Genomic DNA, 19,649 nt, shown 5'->3' with positions numbered 1-19,649 from the left:
GCCGTACACCCCTGGGAGGGCCCCCGGCTCGGTCTCCAGTAGATAACTTGCCGACAGGTTGACCCCGTACCGTTGAAGCATGGATCTTCGATTGCCCGGACTGCGGGGGCGCATGCGGAGGCCGCGACGGTGGATAGCCGCCGCGGCCTCCGTCGTCGTCCTCGCCGGTGCCGGTACATGGACGGCCGTCGCCTCAGATGACGCGCCGCCGGTGCGCAGCACCGACCGGGTCATGGACATGGGTGGCGGGGTGCGGATCGACACCTCGTACTTCACCTCCGGCGCCTCGGGCCGCCGCCCCGCCGTCCTCCTCGCCCACGGCTTCGGCGGCAGCAAGAACGACGTACGGCAGCAGGCGCAGGACCTCGCCCGGGACGGGTACGCGGTCCTGACCTGGTCGGCCCGCGGCTTCGGCAGGTCGACCGGCAAGGTCGGGCTGAACGACCCCAAGGGCGAGGTCGCCGACGTCTCCAAGCTGATCGACTGGCTGGCGAAGCAGCCGCAGGTTCAGCTCGACAAGACCGGCGACCCCCGCGTGGGCGTCGCCGGAGCCTCGTACGGCGGCGCGATCTCGCTGCTGGCCGCCGGATACGACGACCGGGTGGACGCCATCGCCCCGGCGATCACGTACTGGAACCTCGCGGACGCCCTCTTCCCGAACGGCGTCTTCAAGAAGCTCTGGGCGGGCATCTTCGTCAACTCCGCAGGCGGCTGCGAGAAGTTCGAGACCCAGATCTGCCAGATGTACGAGCGGGTCGCCGAGTCCGGCACCCCGGACGCACAGGCCCGGCAGATGCTGGAGGAGCGCTCGCCGTCCGCCGTCGGTGACCGCATCAAGGTGCCCACGCTCCTCCTCCAGGGGCAGACCGACTCCCTCTTCCCGCTCGGCCAGGCCGACGCGGCCGCGAAGGCGATCCGTGCCAACGGCGCCCCGGTCGACGTCGACTGGATCTCGGGCGGCCACGACGGCGGCGACATGGAGACGAGCCGCGTCCAGGGGCGCGTGCAGTCCTGGTTCGACCGGTACCTCAAGGACGACAAGGGCGCCGACACCGGCCCCGAGTTCCGGGTCACCCGCACCCTCGGCACCGGAAGCGGGGACGGCGAGACACGGCTCAGCGGCGTGAGCGACGTCACGTACCCGGGCCTGGAGGGCGACCCGCGCTCGATCGCCCTCGCCGGGCGCGAGCAGAGCTTCGACAACCCGGCCGGCGCCAACCCGCCCGCCGTGTCGGCCCTGCCCGGCCTCGGCAGCGCCGGCGGCGGCCTCGCCCAGCTGTCCACGCTCGGCATCGGGATCTCGCTGGACTTCCCGGGCCAGTTCGCCGCGTTCGAGTCCGCGCCCGTGACGGACGGCGTGCAGATCACCGGCTCGCCGACGGCCACCGTCCATGTGAAGTCCACCAGCGACGACGCCGTGCTCTTCGCCAAGGTGTACGACGTCGGCCCCGGCGGCGGTCAGCAGCAGGTGCTGCCCTCCCAGTTGGTCGAGCCCATCCGGGTCGAGGGCGCCAAGGCCGGCAAGGACGTCGAGATCACCCTCCCGGCGATCGACCACGAGGTCGACCAGGGCCACCGCCTGCGCCTGGTCCTGGCTTCGACGGACCTCGGCTACGCGTCCCCGGTGACGCCGGCGACGTACACGGTCTCCCTGAAGGGCGACCTGAAGGTGCCGACGGCCCTCGGCGAGACGGACCAGGCGGCGCAGCTCGCCGGATGGGTGTGGTGGCTGCCGCCCGTCGGCGCGGCGATCGCGCTGGCCCTGCTGCTGTCGGCCCGGCGCCGCACCGCGACGCCCGCCCCCGACCCCGCGCTGGCCGAAGTCCCCCTCCAGATCACGGACCTGAGCAAGCGGTACGCCAAGTCGGCGGACCGGTACGCGGTCCGGGACCTGTCCTTCCGCGTGGAGAAGGGCCAGGTCCTCGGCCTGCTCGGCCCGAACGGCGCGGGCAAGACGACGACCCTGCGCATGCTGATGGGCCTGATCAAGCCGGACGGCGGCGAGATCCGCGTCTTCGGCCACGCGATCGTGGCCGGCGCCCCGGTGCTGTCCCGCGTCGGAGCCTTCGTCGAGGGCGCGGGCTTCCTCCCGCACCTGTCCGGCCGCGAGAACCTGGAGCTGTACTGGCGGGCCACCGGCCGCCCGCCCGAGGACGCCCACCTGGACGAGGCCCTGGAGATCGCCGGCCTCGGCGAGGCGCTGGCCCGCGCGGTCCGCACGTACTCCCAGGGCATGCGCCAGCGGCTCGCCATCGCGCAGGCCATGCTCGGCCTGCCGGACCTGCTGATCCTCGACGAGCCGACCAACGGTCTCGACCCGCCGCAGATCCGCGAGATGCGCGAGGTGATGATCCGCTACGCGGCGGCCGGCCGCACGGTGATCGTCTCCAGCCACCTCCTCGCGGAGGTCGAGCAGACCTGCACCCACCTGGTGGTCATGGACCACGGCCGACTCGTCCAGGCGGGTCCGGTCGCGGAGATCATCGGCTCGGGCGACACGCTGCTGGTCGGCACGGCCGCACCCGTCGACGAGCCCGTCGTCGACAAGGTCGCCGCGCTGCCCGGCGTGGCCTCGGCGGTCCGCACCGACGACGGTCTGGTGGTACGGCTCGACCCCGACGGCACCGCACAGCGCCTGGTCGCCGAACTCGTCCGGCTGGAAGTGCCCGTGGCGTCGGTGGGCCCCCACCGCGGCCTCGAAGAGGCCTTCCTCACCCTGATCGGAGACTGAAGCATGAGCACGGTGACCGACCGCGCCAAGCCCGTCGAGGTCGCCGACGGCTACCGCGCCGGCCGTACGCTGCCCATCCGGGTCGAGCTGGTCCGGCAGCTGAAGCGGCGCCGCACGCTCGTCATGGGCGGCATCCTGTTCGCCCTGCCGTTCGTCCTGCTCATCGCCTTCCAGGTCGGTGGCGAACCGGGCGGCGGCAACGAGGGCGTGACCCTCATGGACACGGCCACCGCGTCCGGGGCGAACTTCGCCGCGGTGAACCTCTTCGCCTCCGCGGGCTTCCTGCTCGTCATCCCCGTCGCGCTGTTCTGCGGGGACACGGTCGCCTCGGAGGCCAGCTGGTCCTCCCTGCGCTATCTCCTCGCCGCCCCCGTGCCGCGCGCCCGCCTGCTGTGGTCCAAGCTCGTCGTCGGGCTGAGCCTGAGCCTCGCGGCGATGGTGCTGCTGCCGCTCGTCGCGCTCGCGGTCGGCATGGCGGCGTACGGCACGGGCCCGCTGGAGCTGCCCACCGGCGGCACGCTGGCCTTCGGCACCGCGGCCGAGCGCCTGGCGATCACCGTGGCGTACCTCTTCGTGTACCAACTGGTCACCGCGGCCCTGGCGTTCTGGCTGTCCACGAAGACGGACGCGCCGCTGGGCGCGGTCGGCGGCGCGGTCGGTCTGACCATCGTCGGCAACGTGCTGGACCAGGTGACGGCCCTCGGCGACTGGCGCGACTTCCTGCCCGCGCACTGGCAGTACGCCTGGCTCGACACCGTGCAGCCGCAACTCGAGTGGTCCCGCATGATCGAGGGCACGGCCCTGTCGGTAACGTACGCCCTCGTGCTGTTCGCCCTGGCCTTCAGGGGTTTCGCCCGCAAGGACGTGGTGTCCTAGGGCCTGTGTCGGAAGTGGCGCCTGCCGGGCGACGCCCGGCACGCTCCCCCACTGCCTTAAGGGCGTGGGAGGTGCCCCCACTCGCCGCACCGGGCGAAAGCCCAAGTACATCCGGTCCATCGACGGGGCCTTCCGCCCGGCGCGCCGAGAGCACGCACCAACGCAGTCATCAGCCTCCCCCACTCTCGGCTTCGCTCGAGCGGGGGGACCCCCATCGCGGCGGGCGCCCGGCCCGCCCTCCGGGCGGACGACGCCACTTCCGACACAGGCCCTAGGTCAACGGAGGATCACCTACCGGTCTCGACGCCCCTGCCGCGTGGCCTCTTCGAGACCCTTCCGCAACGCTCCGTGGCGCACGTTCCCGCCCCCTGGCCCGTCACAGTCACAGATGTCGACGTCACAGGACTGACCTGACGGACCCAGGGGGCACGGAAAATGGAACGGTACCGAATACGCGGCGCTCTGCTCGCCCTCACCGCGGCGAGCGGCCTGCTGCTCGCCGGCTGCGGCGCGAGCGACACCGACGACGGGAGCAGCAGCATGGACCGGGCGGAAGGGGCGACCGGCTTCCCGGCCCCCCACTACAGCCAGGGGGAACAGGACCGTACCGGCCCCGACGACGAATCCCGCGACATCGCCCCGTCCCCCGACTACCTCTCCACCTTCGCCCTCGACGTCGACACCGCCTCCTACGGCTACGCCCGCCGCACCCTCGCCGAGGGCCGGCGCCCCGACCCCTCGACCATCCGCCCCGAGGAGTTCGTCAACAGCTTCCGCCAGGACTACGAACGCCCCGACGGCAACGGCTTCTCGGTGACCGTCGACGGCGCCCGCACCGACGAGGAGGACTGGTCCCTGGTCCGCGTCGGCCTGGCCACCCGCCCCGCCGAACAGCGGGGCGAACGCCCGCCCGCCGCCCTCACCTTCGTCATCGACATCTCCGGCTCCATGGCCGAACCCGGCCGCCTGGACCTCGCGCAGGAGTCCCTCGGCGTGATGACCGACCGGCTGCGCGACGACGACTCGGTGGCGATCGTCACCTTCAGCGACGAGGCCGAGACCGTCCTGCCGATGACCCGGCTCGACGGCAACCGGGACGAGATCCACGACGCGATCGACGGCCTGGAGCCGACGTACTCCACCAACCTCGGCGCGGGCGTCGAGACCGGCTACGCGACGGCCGTGGAGGGCCTGCGCGAGGGCGCCACCAACCGAGTCGTCCTGGTCTCCGACGCCCTCGCCAACGACGGCGACACCGACCCCGACTCCATCCTCGAACGCATCGACGGTGCCCGCCGCGAGCACGGCATCACCCTCTTCGGAGTCGGCGTCGGCAGCGACTACGGCGACGCCCTGATGGAACGCCTCGCCGACAAGGGCGACGGCCACACGGTCTACGTGTCCGGGGAGGACGAGGCCGAACAGGTCTTCTGCGAACAGCTTCCGCGGCACATCGACCTCACCGCCCGCGACGCCAAGGCGCAGGTCGCCTTCGACCCGGAGACGGTCGCCGAGTTCCGTCTCGTCGGCTACGACAACCGCCGCGTCGCCGACGACGACTTCCGGGACGACCGTGTCGACGGCGGCGAGGTCGGCCCCGGCCACACGGTCACCGCCCTCTACGCCGTGCGCACCAAGCCCGGCGCCGACGGCCACCTCGCCACCGCGACCGTCCGCTGGCAGGACCCCGAGACCCGCACCCCGCACGAGGAGTCCGGCCAACTGGAGTCCGGCTCCCTCGACGACTCCCTGTGGAGCGCGAGCCCCCGCCTCCAAGTCACCGCCGTGGCCGCCTACTTCGCCGACGCCCTGCGCAGGGGCGACGAACGCCGGCACTCCCTGCCCGGCGCCCCGTCCGTCCGTGAACTGGGCGAAAAGGCCGACGACTTGGCGGACACCACCGAGGACGAGGCGGTACGCGGCCTCGCCGACACCATCGGCCGGGCGACGCATCTCACGGGTTGATCAGCCCTTACGTCCCTTCGTCCGCCACGACGAGGGCGCCGTACCCGGCGAGGGCCGGGACCCGGACACCGCGGTCACGGCCCGCAAAGCCCTCGCCGGAACGGGGGGACTAGTCGGCGCAGACGGACGGCAACGCCCGCGCCAGCCCCTCCAGATGCAGCAGGTCCAACCGATGGCCGTGGGCGGATCGCGCGGCGGCGACGGACAGCCGCGGCGCGCAGGAGGGCTTGGCCCGCAGCCCCTCCGTCTGCTCCAACTCGGAGAGCACCTGTGTCGTGATGCGGTCCAGCTGCGGCCGGACCTCCTTCACCAGGTCCGGCCGCTCGGTGGGCCGCTGCTCGGGGTGTGCGTCCCAGCGGGCGTACAGCCCGCGCTGCACCAGCTTGTTCGCCTCTATCTGGTCCCGGAAGACGGCCTGCACGGCGTCCGGGTCCAGCCCGAGCCCGACTGCCCGGGCGGCCACGTCGTCCAGTATCTGCTGCTCGCGCACCGGGTCGTCGATCGGCTTGTCGGTGCCGTACTTGGCCGCGGCCACCTTGTCGGCGAGCAACAGCCGCTCGGCGAACAGATCGGTCAGCGGGGTGAGTCCGGGCGCGACGGCGACCGCTGGTGCGGGGGACTGCGCGACCGCGGGCGCGGTACCGGACAGGACCACGGCGGCGGAGGCACAGACGGCGACCACCGCCGACCGGAGAAGTGAGGAACGCACGGGGTGTGTCCTTTCGTGGGGGGAATGCGGCGCGGGCCAACCGGGTGAACCCGCGAAACCAATTCTCATGCGTCGGGTTGATGAAGCGGTACGGCATGCGACGCCATGAGAAAGGAACGCGCAGTGCTCGAGAAGGCGATAGTACTGAGCCGGTTCCCGATTCCTCAGCCCGGGCCGTCCGCGGTGACACGGCCTATTTGGCGTCGGCACTCGACCGGGTCGAAAACCGTGCCGAGCAACGGCTGACCGCCCCACGCACCATCCTCCCGGCTGCGTCATGGCCGGCCTTGGACGTCGATCTCCCTTCCAAGGCCGGTTTTCCCGATTCTCCAAGCAGGAAGGCAATCACCTTGCGACAGACCCTGAGCAGGGGAGTGTTCGCGGCGGCCGCCGCCACGGGCATTCTGTCCCTCTACGGCAGCCCCGCCTTCGCCGACACGGACGCGACGGCAGTCGCCAAGGATTCCGGCGGTGTGCTGTCCGGGAACATCGTGCAGGTGCCGATCGAGGTGCCGGTGAACGTGTGCGGCAACACCATCAGCGTGATCGAGGTGCTCGGCCGCGCGTACGGCAATCTCTGCGTCAACGACTCGTACGGCCACGGCCACGGCGACGACGACGGCTACGGCGCCGAGGACGACACGCCCCTGGCGCCGATCGTGCGGAAGACGCCTCCGCCCGTCCACAAGGCCACCCCGCCTCCCACGCGCATCAGCGAGACGCACCGTCCCAAGACTCCGCCCACGCGGACCAGCGACGAGAAGCCGCCCGCGACCCACCCTGAGAAGCCCGCCGAGCAGCCCGTCGGCGAGCCGCCGCAGCTGGCCGAGACCGGCAGTGAGACCAGCAGCGAGGCCATGGCGGCGGTCTCGGCCGCCAGTGCCGCACTGATCGCGGGCGGAGTGCTGATGTACCGCCGCGGCCGCGCCGCTTCCTACCGGTAGCCGCGCCAGGGTGCCGGACGCGACCCGTCCGGCACCCGTCCCAGCACGCACGGCCACCACACGGGCGGGCCGCTGACGACTGTCTCCGTCAGCGGCCCGCCCGTTCGGCTTGTGTCGTCAGCGGCGCACCGGCGACGGCGACTCGTTGCGGCTGCTGCCCCCCGGTGCGGGGACCGTCCCGCCCGCCGGGGTCGCCCCGAGCCGGCGCCGTACTCCTCGGACGAGCGTCGACGCCGTGAAGGTCGCGCCCTGGACGAAGCGCATGGCCGGGCCGAAGCCGGAGGCGGTCAGCAGGCCCGCGAGGAACAGGCCGGGGTGGGAGGACTCGAAAGTATGCCCGACCGCCGGGGAACCGTCGGGCAGGGCAGCCAACGCCCGGCGCAGCTCGGGTGCGAGCAGTCCGAGGCGGTCGCAGCGCGCCCGGAACCCCGTGGCGGCGATGACGTGTTCGGTCTCCAGGGTGCGCAGGGCGCCCTCGCGGCTCACCGTGTCCAGCCGTACGCCGCCCGGCACCGCACAGGCCGCGGCGACCTCGTGGCCCGGCAGCAGCTCCACCACGCCCTCCACCCGGTCCCGTACCCACCACGCGCCGGCCGGCCCCAGTGCCGTGGTCGCGATGCGTGCCCGGGTCGGCTCCGGCAGCCGCCGGAACAGGCCGGGGCGCTCCGAGTAGAACCAGTTCCGCCAGCCGGGGCCCAGGCCGCTGTGCGGGGAGCGAACCGACTGCCACCAGGGGCGCTCCCAGGGCGGCGGCACATCGTTCCACCGCAGCTGCTCCGCCCGCGCCAGCACCCGTACGCGCGTGCCCTGTTCGGAGAGCAGCGCCGCGGTCTCCAGGGCCGCCTGGCCGCCACCGATGACCGTGACGTCCTTGCCGCGGAAGCGGTCGAGGTCGCTGTGGTGGCTGCTGTGCGTCACCAGCGCCGGGTGCAGTCCGCGCAGGGCGGGCGGTACCTCGACGAACGGCATCACACCGACCGCCAGTGCCACCGTCCGCGCGTGCAGTTCCTCGCCGTCCTCGGTGACCACCGCGAAACCGCCGGGGCAGGGCGCCACGCGGGTCACGATGCGCTCGTCCACCTCCGGCACGGCATGGCGTGCGAACCACAGGCCGTACGCCGCGAACGCCTCCACCGGAATCGGCTTGGCGTGACGCGCCGCCAGGCCCTGCTCCGCGCAGTAGGCGTCCAGGCGCCAACGCCCGGCCGGATCGGAGAGGTTGGAAGCCCACGGCTCGGACTTCAGGAACATGCCGCGGGGCATGTTGTCCCGCCAGGACGCCATGGGCCGGCCGAACACGCGCAGGTTCAGCCCGGCGGCCGCGGCGTGGGACGCGATCGACAGACCGTACGGGCCTGCGCCCACCACCAGAAGGTCGTACATATTCAACTGCTCGCTTTCTCGTTGTCGGTAAAGGAGGGCGAGGTCGCCCGGGGAATCAGGCCTGGCGCCGGCCCGGCCGCCGCGGTCGTCGTCGTGCCCAACCGCTCCCGCAGCCGAAGGGACACATGGCGGCACCACATGGCCCACATCGCCCATCCGGGAACGCGGTCGTCCGGGGCGTACCAGGCCAGTTCGCGTCCGCCCGGCGACGGACGCAGCGCGGCCAGCGGCGCGTAGTTCTCCACCACGAAGGCCCGCCCGACCCTGGGGACTCCATCCGGCAGCGGACGGCCCGTCAGGTCCAGGTGCAGGGCCCGTACGACGTCCAGCCCCGCGCTGTCCGTGAAGAGCCGGAACTGGGCGCCGGGGCGCGGGTTGAAGTCGAGCAGGTGGTAGCGGCCCGTCGTGCCGCAGCGGCGGAAGTCGAGGTCGAAGACGCCGCGGTAGCCCAACTCGCCCGCGAGCCGCTCGGCCAGCGCCTGCACCTGTGTGTTGGGCGTCCAGCAGCCCACCGCGGTCAGCCCCGCTCCCCGCGGCCAGGACAGCTGCTTGCGGCCCGGCCCGCCCGCGCGCACGGCGCCCGAGTGGTCGGCGTAGCCGTGGAAGAACCAGTCCCGGTCCTCTCCCGGCGCCAGGTACGCCTGCAGCAGCAGCCGGCTGCCCGCCTCCTCGGTGCGCAGGTACAGCTCCCGCGCCTGCCGCACGGACTGGACCAGCATCGTGCTGCGCAGCCCGCTGCCAGCGGGCAGCAGCCAGGGCCGGCTCCACTTCGCTACCAGCGGCAGCCCGAGCCGCCGCGCGTCGGCGGCGACCTGCGCCGGACTGTCCGGGATCAGCGTCACCGGGTGCGGGACGCCCGCGGACGCGCACACGGCGGCCAGTTCCGCCTTGTCGGCGACGCGTTCGGCCAGCGTGCCCGGCATCGACGGCAGCAGGTAGGAGGGGGCGAGTTCGTCCCTCATGCGTCCCACGGCGATCGCGCTCGCGTCGTCCAGCGGTACCAGGACGGCGGGACGGGCGACCCGGTCGGCCACGCGGCGCAGCACGCCGAGGATGTCGTCCGCGGACGCTCCCGGGAGCGGCGGGGGATGCATCTGACGTACGTAACGGGACGAGTGGACGGGACTTCTCGCCGAATCGGCGACGACATGCACCTCCACTCCCGCCCTGCCGAGCGAACGCACGGCTCCCAGCGTTCCGTGGTGAAAGGGATTCCGGTCGATCCGCAGCAAAACAGCGGGGACGCGGGTGTCAAGAAGCGACACGAATTCTCCTCCTTCTTTCGGATCGGCTCACCCGCACGGGCGAGCGCGGCAACTCGAAAGCCCCAACGGCAATGGCGCCATTGGCTTTTCTGTGCCTGACTTCGTATGACTGCTCGTCAATAAAGAGAACTTAGGCAGAAGGCCGGACGAGAGCGAAGAAAGGAGCAGGCATGACCCCACAGCACAAGCGGGTCCGGGTCGGCTGGCTGGCCGCGGGCGCGGTGGTGGTCGCCGCGTCGGTCGCCCTGGCGTCCGGTTCCCCGGCGGGGGTGGACGTGGTGCGACCCGACGATGCTCGTCCTCCGGTGCCGACCCCGGCGACCAGCCCGGCGACCGGCCCGGCGACCAGCCCGATGCCGGGCCCGGCAGCGGGCAAGGAGGTGCCGGCCTTCGGTGCCTTCCTCAAGTCCGACGCCCGGGGCGTGGCCCGCATGGAACTGTTCAGCCACTGGCTGGGCGGTGCCGAGCTCCGCGTCGGCCACACCTATCTGCCCGGCCACCGCTGGCGCGACATCGAGGGTGCCCCCGGCTTCCTCGACGCGTGGGCGAAGTGGCGCAACAAGAAGGCCGACCGGATCCTCGTCCTCAACGTCCCCATGCAGGAGCGCAACGAGGAGGGCGTCCCCGACGACGAGGTCCGGGAGCTGCTGCGGCAGGGCGCTGCCGGGAAGTTCGATCACCACTTCCGCGCCCTCGCCGAGCAGCTGGTCGCGCTGGAGGTGCCGGACACGGTGGTCGTACTCGGCTGGGAGATGAACGGCACCACGTACACCCATCGCTGCGGGCCGGACCCGGAAGCCTGGAAGAAGTACTGGAACAGGATCGTCACCACCATGCGTTCGGTGCCGGGCCAGAAGTTCCGGTTCGATTTCACGCCGACCCGCGGCCGGGACGCAGTTCCCTGGACGGAGTGCTATCCGGGGGACGACACGGTCGACATCATCGGCATGGACTCCTACGACCAGCCGGCCGGGATGTCCTTCGACGAGCAGGTGACAGAGCCGTACGGGCTGCAGGCACACCTGGATTTCGCGAAGGCCCACGGCAAGCCCATCTCGTATCCGGAATGGGGGCTCTTCCGCAACGGCGACAATCCCGAGTACATGCGGCGCATGCTCGCGTGGATCGAGGAGCACAGGCCGCTCTACAACACGCTGACCGACTACTGCCCGCACGGTGTGTGGCAGTGCGAGGCCAACCCCGAGTCGTCCCGCGTCTACCGGTCCGCCTTCCTCGGCCGCACCGACGAGGTGACCCCGACTCCGACCCCCACACCCGAGCCGGTCCCGCCCACCACACCGCCGCCCCCGGCGGACTGCACGCCGCTGGATCTGGGCAGCTGGGTGGAGTACTGGATCGGCGGGAGGCTCTGCTTCCGCTTCGACTGGTAGTAGGGCACCCGCTACACCGGCCGGCCCGGTCGTCGCCGCTCTCATCGCACGTCGGCCGCGGCGGCCGGGCCGGGCACCGAGGCGGCGGGGACGGGGTCGTCGTCCTCGCCGCTCTTCCTCGGCCACGCCAGCAGGGCCAGGCCGCCGAGCAGCCCGCCCGCGCTCGCGCCCACCAAAGAGGTCACCCCCGCCGACGCGGACGTCGGTTCGGTCGGCTGCACCGCTCGCGAGAACTGCACGAGCCGGACCTGGGTGTTGCCGCTCGTGTTGTCCGCGTGCCGGGTCAGCGCGCGGGAGACCGCGTTCGCCATGTCGACGGCGAGACCGGGGCGCGCGGACGTGGCCGAGACGGCGACCATCGGCGCGTCCGGCGAGGTCGCCGTGCGCACGCTGCGCTGCAGTGTCCGCACCGGCACGCCAGCCCACACCTGCGCGTCCCCGAGCACCGCGAGCTGCGTGGCGACCCGGCCGTACGCCTGCGCGAAACCGAGGGCGGAGTCCGGCGCGGGGTCGGACTTCGCGTTCGGTACGGCGACGACGTAACTGGTCGCCGTGAACGTCGGGGGTGTCAGCAGGCCGTACGCGCCGCCGACCAGGCCCCCGACGAGGGTGCCGGCCGCGAGCACGCACCAGGACGGCAGCCTCCTGACACGGTCCAGGGACAGGTGGCGCCACGGGGTCGGAGTGTCGGTCATGAGGGGCTGGCTCCCAGAGGTGAGAGAGGGGAGGGGGAGGAGGGGGACGAGGACGATCGGGAGACCGCTGCCGCATACACGTCCATGAGGCGCGCTGCGCTGCGGGTGATGCTGTGGCGGTGCGCGGCCTCCGGTGCCGTGCGCGGCCGGGGGCCCGCCGCGCGGACCTCGGCGATCGCGCGGGCGTACGCCTCGTGGCCGCCGCGCACGCGCCGGGCGTCGGCGGCGGCCGGCGGCAGGTCCTCGATCGCCGGGCAGGAGGCGTAGAGCACGGGCAGGCCGGCGGCCAGGGCCTCCACGGCGGCCAGGCCGAAGGCCTCCTCCGGGGACGGGGACGCGAGCAGGTCCATCGCGGAGGTGAGGGAGGGCAGGTCGGGGCCGGGGGAGCCGTCGGGGACGTAGGGGCGTTCGCCGGTGAACAGGACGCGGTCGGCCACGCCGGCCCGGTGCGCCATGCGGCGCAGGACGTGCTCCTCGGGGCCGCCGCCCACCAGCAGCAGCCAGTGGTCGTCCGGGAGCCGGGTGAGCGCGTGGACCAGGACGTCGAACCGCTTGCCCCGGGCGAGCCGGCCGACGCCGCCGATGACCCAGGCACCCTCCGGCAGGCCGAGGCGCCGGCGGGTGCGCTCGCGCCGCTCCGGGTCGAAGCGGAAGCGGTCCACGTCGATGCCGTTCGGGACGACCTCGATGCGGGGCGCGGGCACCCCCCAGCGCTTCAGGCGCTCGGCCACCGCCGAGGACACGGCGACCGTCGCCGAACCGAGCCGCTCGCTGGCGAGGTACAGCGCGCGTACCCCTGCCGTCAGCCTGCGGCCCTCCATCTGCGAGTCGCCCAGGGAGTGTTCGGTGGCGACGACCGCGCGGACCCCGGCGACGCGTGCGGCGAGCCGGCCGTAGACGCAGGCCCGGTACAGGTGCGTGTGGACCAGGTCGTAGCCGCCGGCGCGGATCAGCCGCACCAGGCGCGGGAGCGCGGCCAGGTCGCGGTTGCCGCCCATGCCGAGATGCACGACGCGGACGCCGTCGGCGGTGAGGCCGTCGGCGACCGCGCCGGGGTTGGTGAGCGTGACGACGTCGCAGTCGACGGGCAGGTGCCGCAGCAGCAGGCGCAGTTGCTGCTCGGCGCCGCCGACGCCGAGGCCGGTGATGATGTGCAGAGCTCTCATCTCACAGGCCCTCCACCGGGCGCCGGCGCAGCCGGTGCAGCCAGTGCTTCAGGTGCAGACGCAAGGCCGTGTCGTCCTGGCCGATGTACACGCGCGGCAGGGCGTGCGGGCCGGTCAGCGGGCCGGGGTCGATGGCGCAGGCGTAGGCGTATCCCGCTTCCCGTACGGCCTCGACGGCGCGGGTGTCGATCGTGCCGTACGGATAGCAGAAGCCGTCGACCCGGGTGCCGGTCAATTCGGTGAGCAGGGCGCGGCTTTCGGCGACCTCGGTCTTGAGGGTGAGGTCGTCGGCCTTGGTGAGGTCGACGTGCGTCAGGCCGTGCGAGCCGATCTCCACGCCCTCGGCGGCCGCGTGCCGGATGCCGTCCGCGGTCAGCAGCGGCTTGCGCGGGCCGAGCGGGTCCCAGGCGTTGTCGCCGCCGAGTCGTCCGGGCAGTACGAAGAGGGTGGCGCCGCAGTTCCAGCGGCGCAGCAGCGGCAGGGCGTCGGTGGCGAAGTCGGCGTACCCGTCGTCGAAGGTGAGCCCGACCAGGCGCCGCCCCTCGCCCCGGGCGCGGGCGGCGAGCAGCTCGGCCACGGACACGCCCCGCAGCCCGCGCCGGCGCAGCCAGGCCAGCTGCCTCTCGAGCCGCTCCGGCGTGACCGTGATGCGGTACGGGTCGTCCGAGCAGTCGCCCACCGAGTGGTACATCGCCACCCAGGGGACCGGGCCCGGGCGCGCGGCGGGGAGTCTGCCGATGCCGATGGAATCAACGGAAGCGACCATGTGTGAGCCTTCGTGTGAGGGTGCGTACGGAGCGCAGTGCGGACGGGGAGCCCTGGGCGCCCAGGGCCCAGGAGAGCGGGACGAAGACGGCGGTCACGGTCACGCAGCCGGCCACCAGACCGGCCTCCGGGGACGTGAACCGGCCGGCGGCGAACGCCCCGGCGACGGTGGCGACGACCGCGGCGCACACGGGCCTGCTCAGCTCGGCCAGTACCTGCCGGACGCGGATCGAGACGCCGTAGGGGCTGCCGTGCCGGGCCGTTCGCAGGCCGGCGAGCATCAGGGCGGCCGTGACGGTGATGCCGAGGGCGTTGGCGGCGGCGATCCCCGCCACGCCCCAAGCGTGTACGGTCACGGCTCCGATCGCGGACGTCACGGCGATGCCCGCGGCCATCGCGCCGAAGGGGTACCAGGTGGGTCGGCCCGCCGAGAAGTAGGAGCGGAGCAGGGCGCCCACCAGGGTCTGGCCCAGCAGCCCCAGGGCGTACACGCGCATGACGTCCGCGGTCGCCGCGGTGTCGCTCGGGGTGAACGCGCCCCGCTGGAAGAGCAGCTCGATCATCTGCGGGGCACAGGCGACCACCGCGCACATGCCCAGCAGGACCAGACAGGAGGCCAGCGCCAGATCCCGCTGCACGCGGCTGCGGGCCCGTTCGGTGTCGCCGTCCGCGAGCGCCCGCGCCACCATCGGGAAGGTGACCGTGCACACCATCAGCGACAGCGTCATCGGGATCTGGGCGACCTTCTGCGCGTAGTTCAGATGCGAGATGGCCCCGGAGGGCAGCGTGGAGGCGAGGAAGCGTTCGACGAGGACCTGCGACTGCCGGCACAGGGCGAACAGGAGGACGGAGGCGACCAGGGCGAGTTGCATCGGCCGTGCCTCGACGTCGGCCCCGGCCCCGCCGAGGGCCGGCCTGTCCGACACCAACTGGCGCCACAGTGACGGCAGTTGCACCGCGATCATCAGGCAGCCGCCCGCCGCGACCCCGACCGCGGCGGAACGCACCCCCCAGCGGTCGCCGAACAGGAACATCGCGGAGATGATGCCGGTGTTGTAGGCGATGTAGATCGCCGCGGGCGCGAGGAAGCGGCGGTGCGCCCGCAGGGCGGCGCTGCAGTACCCGGCGAGCCCGAAGGTCAGCACGCAGGTCGCGGTGAGCCGGGTGCAGTCGGCGGCGAGGTGGGGGTCGGGCAGGCCGGGCGCGAGGGCCCGGACCAGGTAGGGAGCCGTGCCGGCGACCAGCGCGGCCACCGCGGCGAAGGCGAGGCACAGGCGGGGCAGGGTGGCGGCGACCAGGGCGCGGACCGGGTCGCCCGGGGCCCCCCGGGCGCCGCGGGCCAGCGCCATGCTGAACGCCGGGATCAGCGCGATCGCCAGCCCGTCCTCGATGAGCAGCGTGGCGGCGAACTCCGGCACGGTCCACGCGACCAGAAAGGCGTCCGTGTCGCTCCCGGCACCGAACAGCCGCGCCAGCGCCTGGTCGCGCACCAGGCCGAGCAGGGAGGCGGCGATGGACAGCGACGCCGTGGCGAGCGCGGCCCTGGCGAGGAACTTCCGGGAGGACGGGGCCGGATCGGCGCCGTCCCCGGCCTGGGTGGCGGCACGCGCCGCGGGTACGGTCGCCGCGGCGTCCTTTTCGGATCCGGGGGGTTGCGAAGGCACCACCGTCATCGCGCCAGGGCCTCCTCGACGCGCTCTCGTGCCCCGCCCCGCGACACGTCCACCCGCTCGTGGCCGGCCAGCGCCCACCAGGCCACGAGGCCCAGGGCCACCGCGGTCAGCACGGTCGAGGGGCCGCCGATGTCTCCGTACACGAAGTCGGTCAGCAGCCAGACCAGCAGCCCGCAGGCGACGAGCGCGCAGTCGAGTCCCGGTCCGCGGTCGCGGACGCGCAGCAGCCGGCGCAGTCCGCACACCAGCAGCGCCAGCCAGCTCCCGGCGAGCCCGAGCAGCCCGATCAGGCCCTGCTCGCTCAGCACCAGCAGGTACATGTTGTGCGGCGACAGCAGCGGCTGCCTGTCGAAGGACACTCCCGCGCCGTCGATGTCACTGGCGGACGACAGCGCCAGGGTGGCGTGTCCGTCCCGGTACTCGGGAAAGCTCTTCAACCCGACGCCGGTCAGGGGGTGTTGGCTCCACATGTCGGTGGCGGACGCCCACAGGGTGTACCGGTCGACGACGGAGTGGTCGGGGGCGTCCGTGACCTGCGTGATGCTGTCGATGCGCTCCTGCAGCAGCTCCGAGCCGACACCGAACCCGCCCACCAGGACCATGCCCGCGGCGGCCACGGCCGCGCCCACCTTCAGCGCGCGCCGCAGCCCGGCCAGCGCCAGCTGCACGGCGCAGGTCAGGACGGTCGCGATCCAGGCGCCCCGGCTGAAGGAGAGCGCGAGCGGCACGAGCAGCGCCAGAGCGCACCCGGCGGCGGTCGCCCGCTGCCGTACCGACGCCGGGCCCAGCGCGATCCCGACCGCGCACACCAGGCCGAGGGAGACCGCCGTCGCCATGCCCATCACGTCGTGCGGCCCGAAGGTGCCGACCGCCCGGATGTCCGCGCCCTGGTAGGAGGCGCCGGTCCGGGTCACGTACTGGTGCACGCCGAGGGCGCCCTGGCACAGCCCGAGCCCCACGACCGACCAGGCCAGCAGCCTGAAGTCGGCCCGGTCGCGGATCAGCAGCAGCACGGCCGCCGGGACGAGCACGAAGATCTGCAGATAACGCCCCAGGCCGGTGAGCCCGGCCTGAGGCGAGGACGCCCCCACGGCGGCGAGCGCCAGCCCCACCACCGGCAGGGCCAGCACCATGGCCGCGGCGGGCGTCAGCGGGCGCCGCCGTTCGCGCAGAAGACGGACACCGCAGTACACCACCGCCAGCCCTGAGATCACGTCGGCGGGCCCCGCGCCGTCCGGCGTCAGCGGCAGGGCCAGCAGGACGGGCACGGCCACCACGGGCAGGACCGGCGTCAGCGCGGCGGCCCGGCGCGGGAGCGATGTCAGGGCGTGGCTCACGTCTCTCAGCTCCCCGTCGGACGCACCAGCAGGGACGCCGTGCGCAGCAGGATGCAGATGTCCTGCCACAGCGACCAGTCGTCGACGTAGGCGTTGTCGAACCGGCAGCGGTCCTCGATCGAGGTGTCGCCGCGCAGCCCGTGGATCTGGGCGAGGCCGGTGATGCCGGTCCGCATGCGGTGGCGGGCCGCGTAACCGGGGTAGTTCTGGCTGAACTGCCCGACGAAGTAGGGACGTTCGGGCCGGGGCCCGACCAGGCTCATGTCGCCGCGGAGCACGTTCCACAGCTGGAGCAGCTCGTCGAGCGAGGTGCGCCGCAGCATCCGGCAGAACCAGCGCATCTCGTGCTCGTTCGCCACGCTCCACCGGGTCGCCGACTCGTGCTCGTCGACCGGGCGGTGCGTACGGAACTTCAGCAGCGTGAACGGTCTTCCGTTCCTGCCGATGCGCTCCTGCCGGAACACCACGCCCGGCCCGTCGCTGATCCGCAGCGTCACCGCGCATGCCAGGAGCAGCGGACTGACCAGCAGCAACAGCGTCCCGGACACGAGCATGTCGAGGGCCCGCTTGCCCGCTCCGCCGCGGCGCGCCGGGGACATGTCCAGACGCCGGCAGGAGAACCCGGCCAGCCGCTCCCGCGTCGCGTACGACGGGGTGTCGGCGTCGACCTCCCAGACCACGCAGCCCGACTCGGCCAGCGCCCGCAGCAGCGGCCCCTGTTCGGCGCGTACGGAGGGGTGAACGGCCAGTACCGCACGCACCCCGTTCTGGATGACCGCGCGCTCGACCTCCTCACCGGTCGTCAGCACCGGCAGGCCCTCGCCGCCGTCCGGCTGCTCGGCGACGATCCCCACCGGCCGCACGCCGCACCGCGGATGGCGCAGCACGGCGGCGGCCACGCGCTGCGCGGTCGCCGCCGGCCCGATCACGAGCGCGGTGTGCGGGTGGCGCAGCAGTGCGGCCTGCCGGCGCCCGTGCACGGCTCCGCGCAGCACACAGCCCGCCGCCGCCTGCAGGGCGAGGCCCATCAGCACCGTAGAGACGGACAACGCGTGCTCCGGCCGGTACGCCGCCAAGAGCGCCGAGACCGCCAGCCAGGCCACCGCGATGCGGCCGCAGACGGCGGGCACTTCCTCCAGCAGCCTCGGCACCGGCGGCCGGCCGTCGCGCGGGCGCAGCAGTAGCGACGCGACGATCAGCAGGGCGATGAACAGGGGCTGACGCTGGGCCTCGGCGAGGGCCAGAGTGCCCAACAGGGCGGCGACACCGTCTGCGAGGAGCAGCGGGACCGGTGAGGCCGACCGGGTCGGGCGTCGCGGGGCGGGGGACCGGAAACCGGTGGCGGTGCCGCGCGGCGGCATGACCGAGACTGCTGAGAATCTCTGCTCCCGAGGCTCTGCGCCGGGGGAGGGGACGGTATGTTCGGCGGTCACGAGTGGATCGACTCCCTGTGCTCTGTGGGCTCGACACGCTGTGTTGTCTGGTTCGCCTCGGCGCCACAGCCTGTGTCGAGCGGCTGACCGTTCTTGGCGCCGCAGGCCTCGGCGGGCTCGACCGCTCGGGACGGGCGCGCGCCGTCGGAGGCGGGCCGTGTGCCGAGCAGGTCGCGGTAGACGTCCGCGACAGCCTCGGCGGTGTGCCGCACGTCGTGGGTGGACAGCACGTGCCGGCGGCTCTGGTTGCCGAGCGACTCACGCAGTGGCGGGTCGAGCAGCAATTCGGTGACGGCCTCGGCCAGCACCGCCGGGTTCTCCGGCGGGACCAGGCACCGGGCGGCGACGGAGGACGGCAGGCTCTCGCGGGCGCCGTCGACATCCGTGACCACCACGGGCCGCCCGCAAGCCATGGCCTCCAGCGGCGCCAACGCCATGCCCTCCCAGCGGGACGGCAGGACGACGAGATCGGCGGCCTGGTACCAGGGGGCGGCGTCGGTGACGGCTCCGGCGAACAGCACGGACTCCGGGGCGACTTCGCGCAGCCGGTCGCGGTCCGGACCGTCGCCGACCAGGACGAGGCGGGCCTCGGGCACTCGGTGTGCGACGGCGTCCCACGCCTGCAGCAGGACGTCCTGCCCCTTCTGCCGGCACAGCCGCCCGACGCAGACGGCGAGCGGCGCCGCCGGGGGGAGGCCGGCGAGCGGTGCGAGCCCGGCCCGTACGGCGGTGGCGTCGGCGGGGCGGAAGCGCTCGGGGTCGATGCCGTTGGGGACGACGGTCCACCGGCCGGTGATCCCGGCGCGCACGCCGGTCGCGCGTTCCGCCTCGCTCACACACACCGTCCGCGCGGCCCAACGCGCCCCGAATCGTTCCCACTTGAGCGCCAGGGCCGCGGTGGCTCCGCCGACCGCCTCGAACGACCAGGCGTGCGGCTGGAAGACCGTCGGAATCCGCCCGCGCACCGCGAGCCGCCCGGCGAGCCCGGCCTTCGCGCTGTGCGCGTGCACCAGATCGGGGCGCGCCTCGTCGATCACGCGTGCCAGGTGCCGTACTTCCCGCACGAGCGACGGTCCCGGTGACCGCGTCGCGGACCAGGACCGTACGTTCGCGCCGAGCGCCCGCAGTTGTGCGGTGAGGGCGCTGTCGGGGCAGGCCACGGTGACGTCGAGACCGTCCGCCAGCTGTGCCCGGACCAGGTCCGTCACGACGCGCGCGACCCCACCGTCCACCGGTTGGGTGAGGTGCAGGACCCGCGGCCGGGGGTCGGTGGATGGCAGGTGCATATGCGCGGCCTCCTCGCTCACAAAAGCGCT

General features: G+C 73.2%; 15 protein-coding genes. 5 read left to right on the top strand and 10 right to left on the bottom strand.

Translation table 11 applies throughout. The annotated features are described in order from the left end of the window. Positions 1-79: 79 nt before the first annotated feature. The 3 genes from Q4V64_RS17845 (at position 80) to Q4V64_RS17835 (ending at position 5,572) form a co-directional block, all read left to right on the top strand. Complete coding sequence (locus Q4V64_RS17845; RefSeq protein WP_124442137.1) at positions 80-2,731, top strand: CocE/NonD family hydrolase; 2,652 nt, start codon at positions 80-82, stop codon at positions 2,729-2,731. A gap of 3 nt (positions 2,732-2,734) precedes the next feature. Then, complete coding sequence (locus Q4V64_RS17840) at positions 2,735-3,607, top strand: ABC transporter permease (RefSeq protein ID WP_124442138.1); 873 nt, start codon at positions 2,735-2,737, stop codon at positions 3,605-3,607. Between the two features lie 435 nt (positions 3,608-4,042). Further along, positions 4,043-5,572 carry a VWA domain-containing protein gene (locus Q4V64_RS17835; RefSeq protein WP_124442139.1) on the top strand — a complete coding sequence of 510 codons (1,530 nt, stop codon included), beginning with the start codon at positions 4,043-4,045 and terminating at the stop codon, positions 5,570-5,572. A gap of 109 nt (positions 5,573-5,681) precedes the next feature. On the opposite strand, the gene Q4V64_RS17830 is transcribed toward Q4V64_RS17835, so the two are convergent. Further along, entirely contained in the window at positions 5,682-6,281 is a 600-nt protein-coding gene (locus Q4V64_RS17830; protein WP_253267151.1) for a chorismate mutase, read from the bottom strand. A 350-nt stretch (positions 6,282-6,631) separates the two neighbouring features. Between Q4V64_RS17830 and Q4V64_RS17825 the strand changes: the two genes are divergently transcribed. Continuing rightward, positions 6,632-7,225: a chaplin family protein gene (locus Q4V64_RS17825; RefSeq protein ID WP_124442141.1), complete on the top strand. Its 594-nt coding sequence runs from the start codon at positions 6,632-6,634 to the stop codon at positions 7,223-7,225. Between the two features lie 117 nt (positions 7,226-7,342). Here the strand turns inward: Q4V64_RS17825 and Q4V64_RS17820 are convergent, their stop codons facing one another. Beyond that, positions 7,343-8,608: an NAD(P)-binding domain-containing protein gene (locus Q4V64_RS17820; RefSeq protein ID WP_124442142.1), complete on the bottom strand. Its 1,266-nt coding sequence runs from the start codon at positions 8,606-8,608 to the stop codon at positions 7,343-7,345. Positions 8,609-8,610: 2 nt separating this feature from the next. Then, positions 8,611-9,873 (bottom strand): ATP-grasp domain-containing protein, encoded by a 1,263-nt coding sequence (locus Q4V64_RS17815; RefSeq protein ID WP_124442143.1) that lies wholly within the window; start codon positions 9,871-9,873, stop codon positions 8,611-8,613. Positions 9,874-10,043: 170 nt separating this feature from the next. On the opposite strand from Q4V64_RS17815, the gene Q4V64_RS17810 reads away from it, so the two are divergent. Next, positions 10,044-11,264 (top strand): glycosyl hydrolase, encoded by a 1,221-nt coding sequence (locus Q4V64_RS17810; RefSeq protein ID WP_124442144.1) that lies wholly within the window; start codon positions 10,044-10,046, stop codon positions 11,262-11,264. Positions 11,265-11,305: 41 nt separating this feature from the next. On the opposite strand, the gene Q4V64_RS17805 is transcribed toward Q4V64_RS17810, so the two are convergent. Genes Q4V64_RS17805 through Q4V64_RS17775 form a run of 7 tightly spaced genes read right to left on the bottom strand, consistent with a single transcriptional unit; the run spans position 11,306 to position 19,619 of the window. Further along, positions 11,306-11,959 carry a lipopolysaccharide biosynthesis protein gene (locus Q4V64_RS17805; protein WP_124442145.1) on the bottom strand — a complete coding sequence of 218 codons (654 nt, stop codon included), beginning with the start codon at positions 11,957-11,959 and terminating at the stop codon, positions 11,306-11,308. Next, positions 11,956-13,125 carry a glycosyltransferase gene (locus Q4V64_RS17800; RefSeq protein WP_124442146.1) on the bottom strand — a complete coding sequence of 390 codons (1,170 nt, stop codon included), beginning with the start codon at positions 13,123-13,125 and terminating at the stop codon, positions 11,956-11,958. Before Q4V64_RS17800 ends, Q4V64_RS17805 begins: the two co-directional genes overlap by 4 nt. A 1-nt stretch (position 13,126) precedes the next feature. Continuing rightward, positions 13,127-13,891, bottom strand: a complete 765-nt coding sequence (locus Q4V64_RS17795) for a polysaccharide deacetylase family protein (protein WP_124442147.1) — start codon at positions 13,889-13,891, stop codon at positions 13,127-13,129. After that, positions 13,875-15,563, bottom strand: a complete 1,689-nt coding sequence (locus Q4V64_RS17790; RefSeq protein WP_124442148.1) for a lipid II flippase MurJ — start codon at positions 15,561-15,563, stop codon at positions 13,875-13,877. The genes Q4V64_RS17795 and Q4V64_RS17790 overlap by 17 nt, the downstream gene beginning before the upstream one ends. Further along, entirely contained in the window at positions 15,560-16,900 is a 1,341-nt protein-coding gene (locus tag Q4V64_RS17785; RefSeq protein ID WP_124442149.1) for an O-antigen ligase family protein, read from the bottom strand. Before Q4V64_RS17785 ends, Q4V64_RS17790 begins: the two co-directional genes overlap by 4 nt. Before the next feature lie 5 nt (positions 16,901-16,905). Further along, the gene (locus Q4V64_RS17780; protein WP_124442150.1) at positions 16,906-18,333 is read right to left on the bottom strand and encodes an exopolysaccharide biosynthesis polyprenyl glycosylphosphotransferase; all 1,428 of its coding nucleotides are present in this window, start codon (positions 18,331-18,333) and stop codon (positions 16,906-16,908) included. After that, positions 18,330-19,619 (bottom strand): glycosyltransferase family 4 protein, encoded by a 1,290-nt coding sequence (locus Q4V64_RS17775; RefSeq protein WP_124442151.1) that lies wholly within the window; start codon positions 19,617-19,619, stop codon positions 18,330-18,332. Before Q4V64_RS17775 ends, Q4V64_RS17780 begins: the two co-directional genes overlap by 4 nt. Positions 19,620-19,649 lie beyond the last annotated feature (30 nt).

The organism is Streptomyces sp. NL15-2K, assembly GCF_030551255.1.
Lineage (GTDB): Bacteria > Actinomycetota > Actinomycetes > Streptomycetales > Streptomycetaceae > Streptomyces.
The sequence above is the reverse complement of the archived record's forward strand: the minus strand, read 5'-3'. Positions and strand labels throughout refer to the sequence as shown.

Bases quoted from the DNA above. Each gene is read 5' to 3' on its own strand.
- Q4V64_RS17800 (WP_124442146.1), bottom strand. From the start codon at position 13,125: ATGAGAGCTCTGCACATCATCACCGGCCTCGGCGTCGGCGGCGCCGAG.
- Q4V64_RS17795 (WP_124442147.1), bottom strand. From the start codon at position 13,891: ATGGTCGCTTCCGTTGATTCCATCGGCATCGGCAGACTCCCCGCCGCG.
- Q4V64_RS17790 (WP_124442148.1), bottom strand. From the start codon at position 15,563: ATGACGGTGGTGCCTTCGCAACCCCCCGGATCCGAAAAGGACGCCGCG.
- Q4V64_RS17835 (WP_124442139.1), top strand. From the start codon at position 4,043: ATGGAACGGTACCGAATACGCGGCGCTCTGCTCGCCCTCACCGCGGCG.
- Q4V64_RS17805 (WP_124442145.1), bottom strand. From the start codon at position 11,959: ATGACCGACACTCCGACCCCGTGGCGCCACCTGTCCCTGGACCGTGTC.
- Q4V64_RS17810 (WP_124442144.1), top strand. From the start codon at position 10,044: ATGACCCCACAGCACAAGCGGGTCCGGGTCGGCTGGCTGGCCGCGGGC.
- Q4V64_RS17845 (WP_124442137.1), top strand. From the start codon at position 80: ATGGATCTTCGATTGCCCGGACTGCGGGGGCGCATGCGGAGGCCGCGA.
- Q4V64_RS17775 (WP_124442151.1), bottom strand. From the start codon at position 19,619: ATGCACCTGCCATCCACCGACCCCCGGCCGCGGGTCCTGCACCTCACC.
- Q4V64_RS17840 (WP_124442138.1), top strand. From the start codon at position 2,735: ATGAGCACGGTGACCGACCGCGCCAAGCCCGTCGAGGTCGCCGACGGC.
- Q4V64_RS17820 (WP_124442142.1), bottom strand. From the start codon at position 8,608: ATGTACGACCTTCTGGTGGTGGGCGCAGGCCCGTACGGTCTGTCGATC.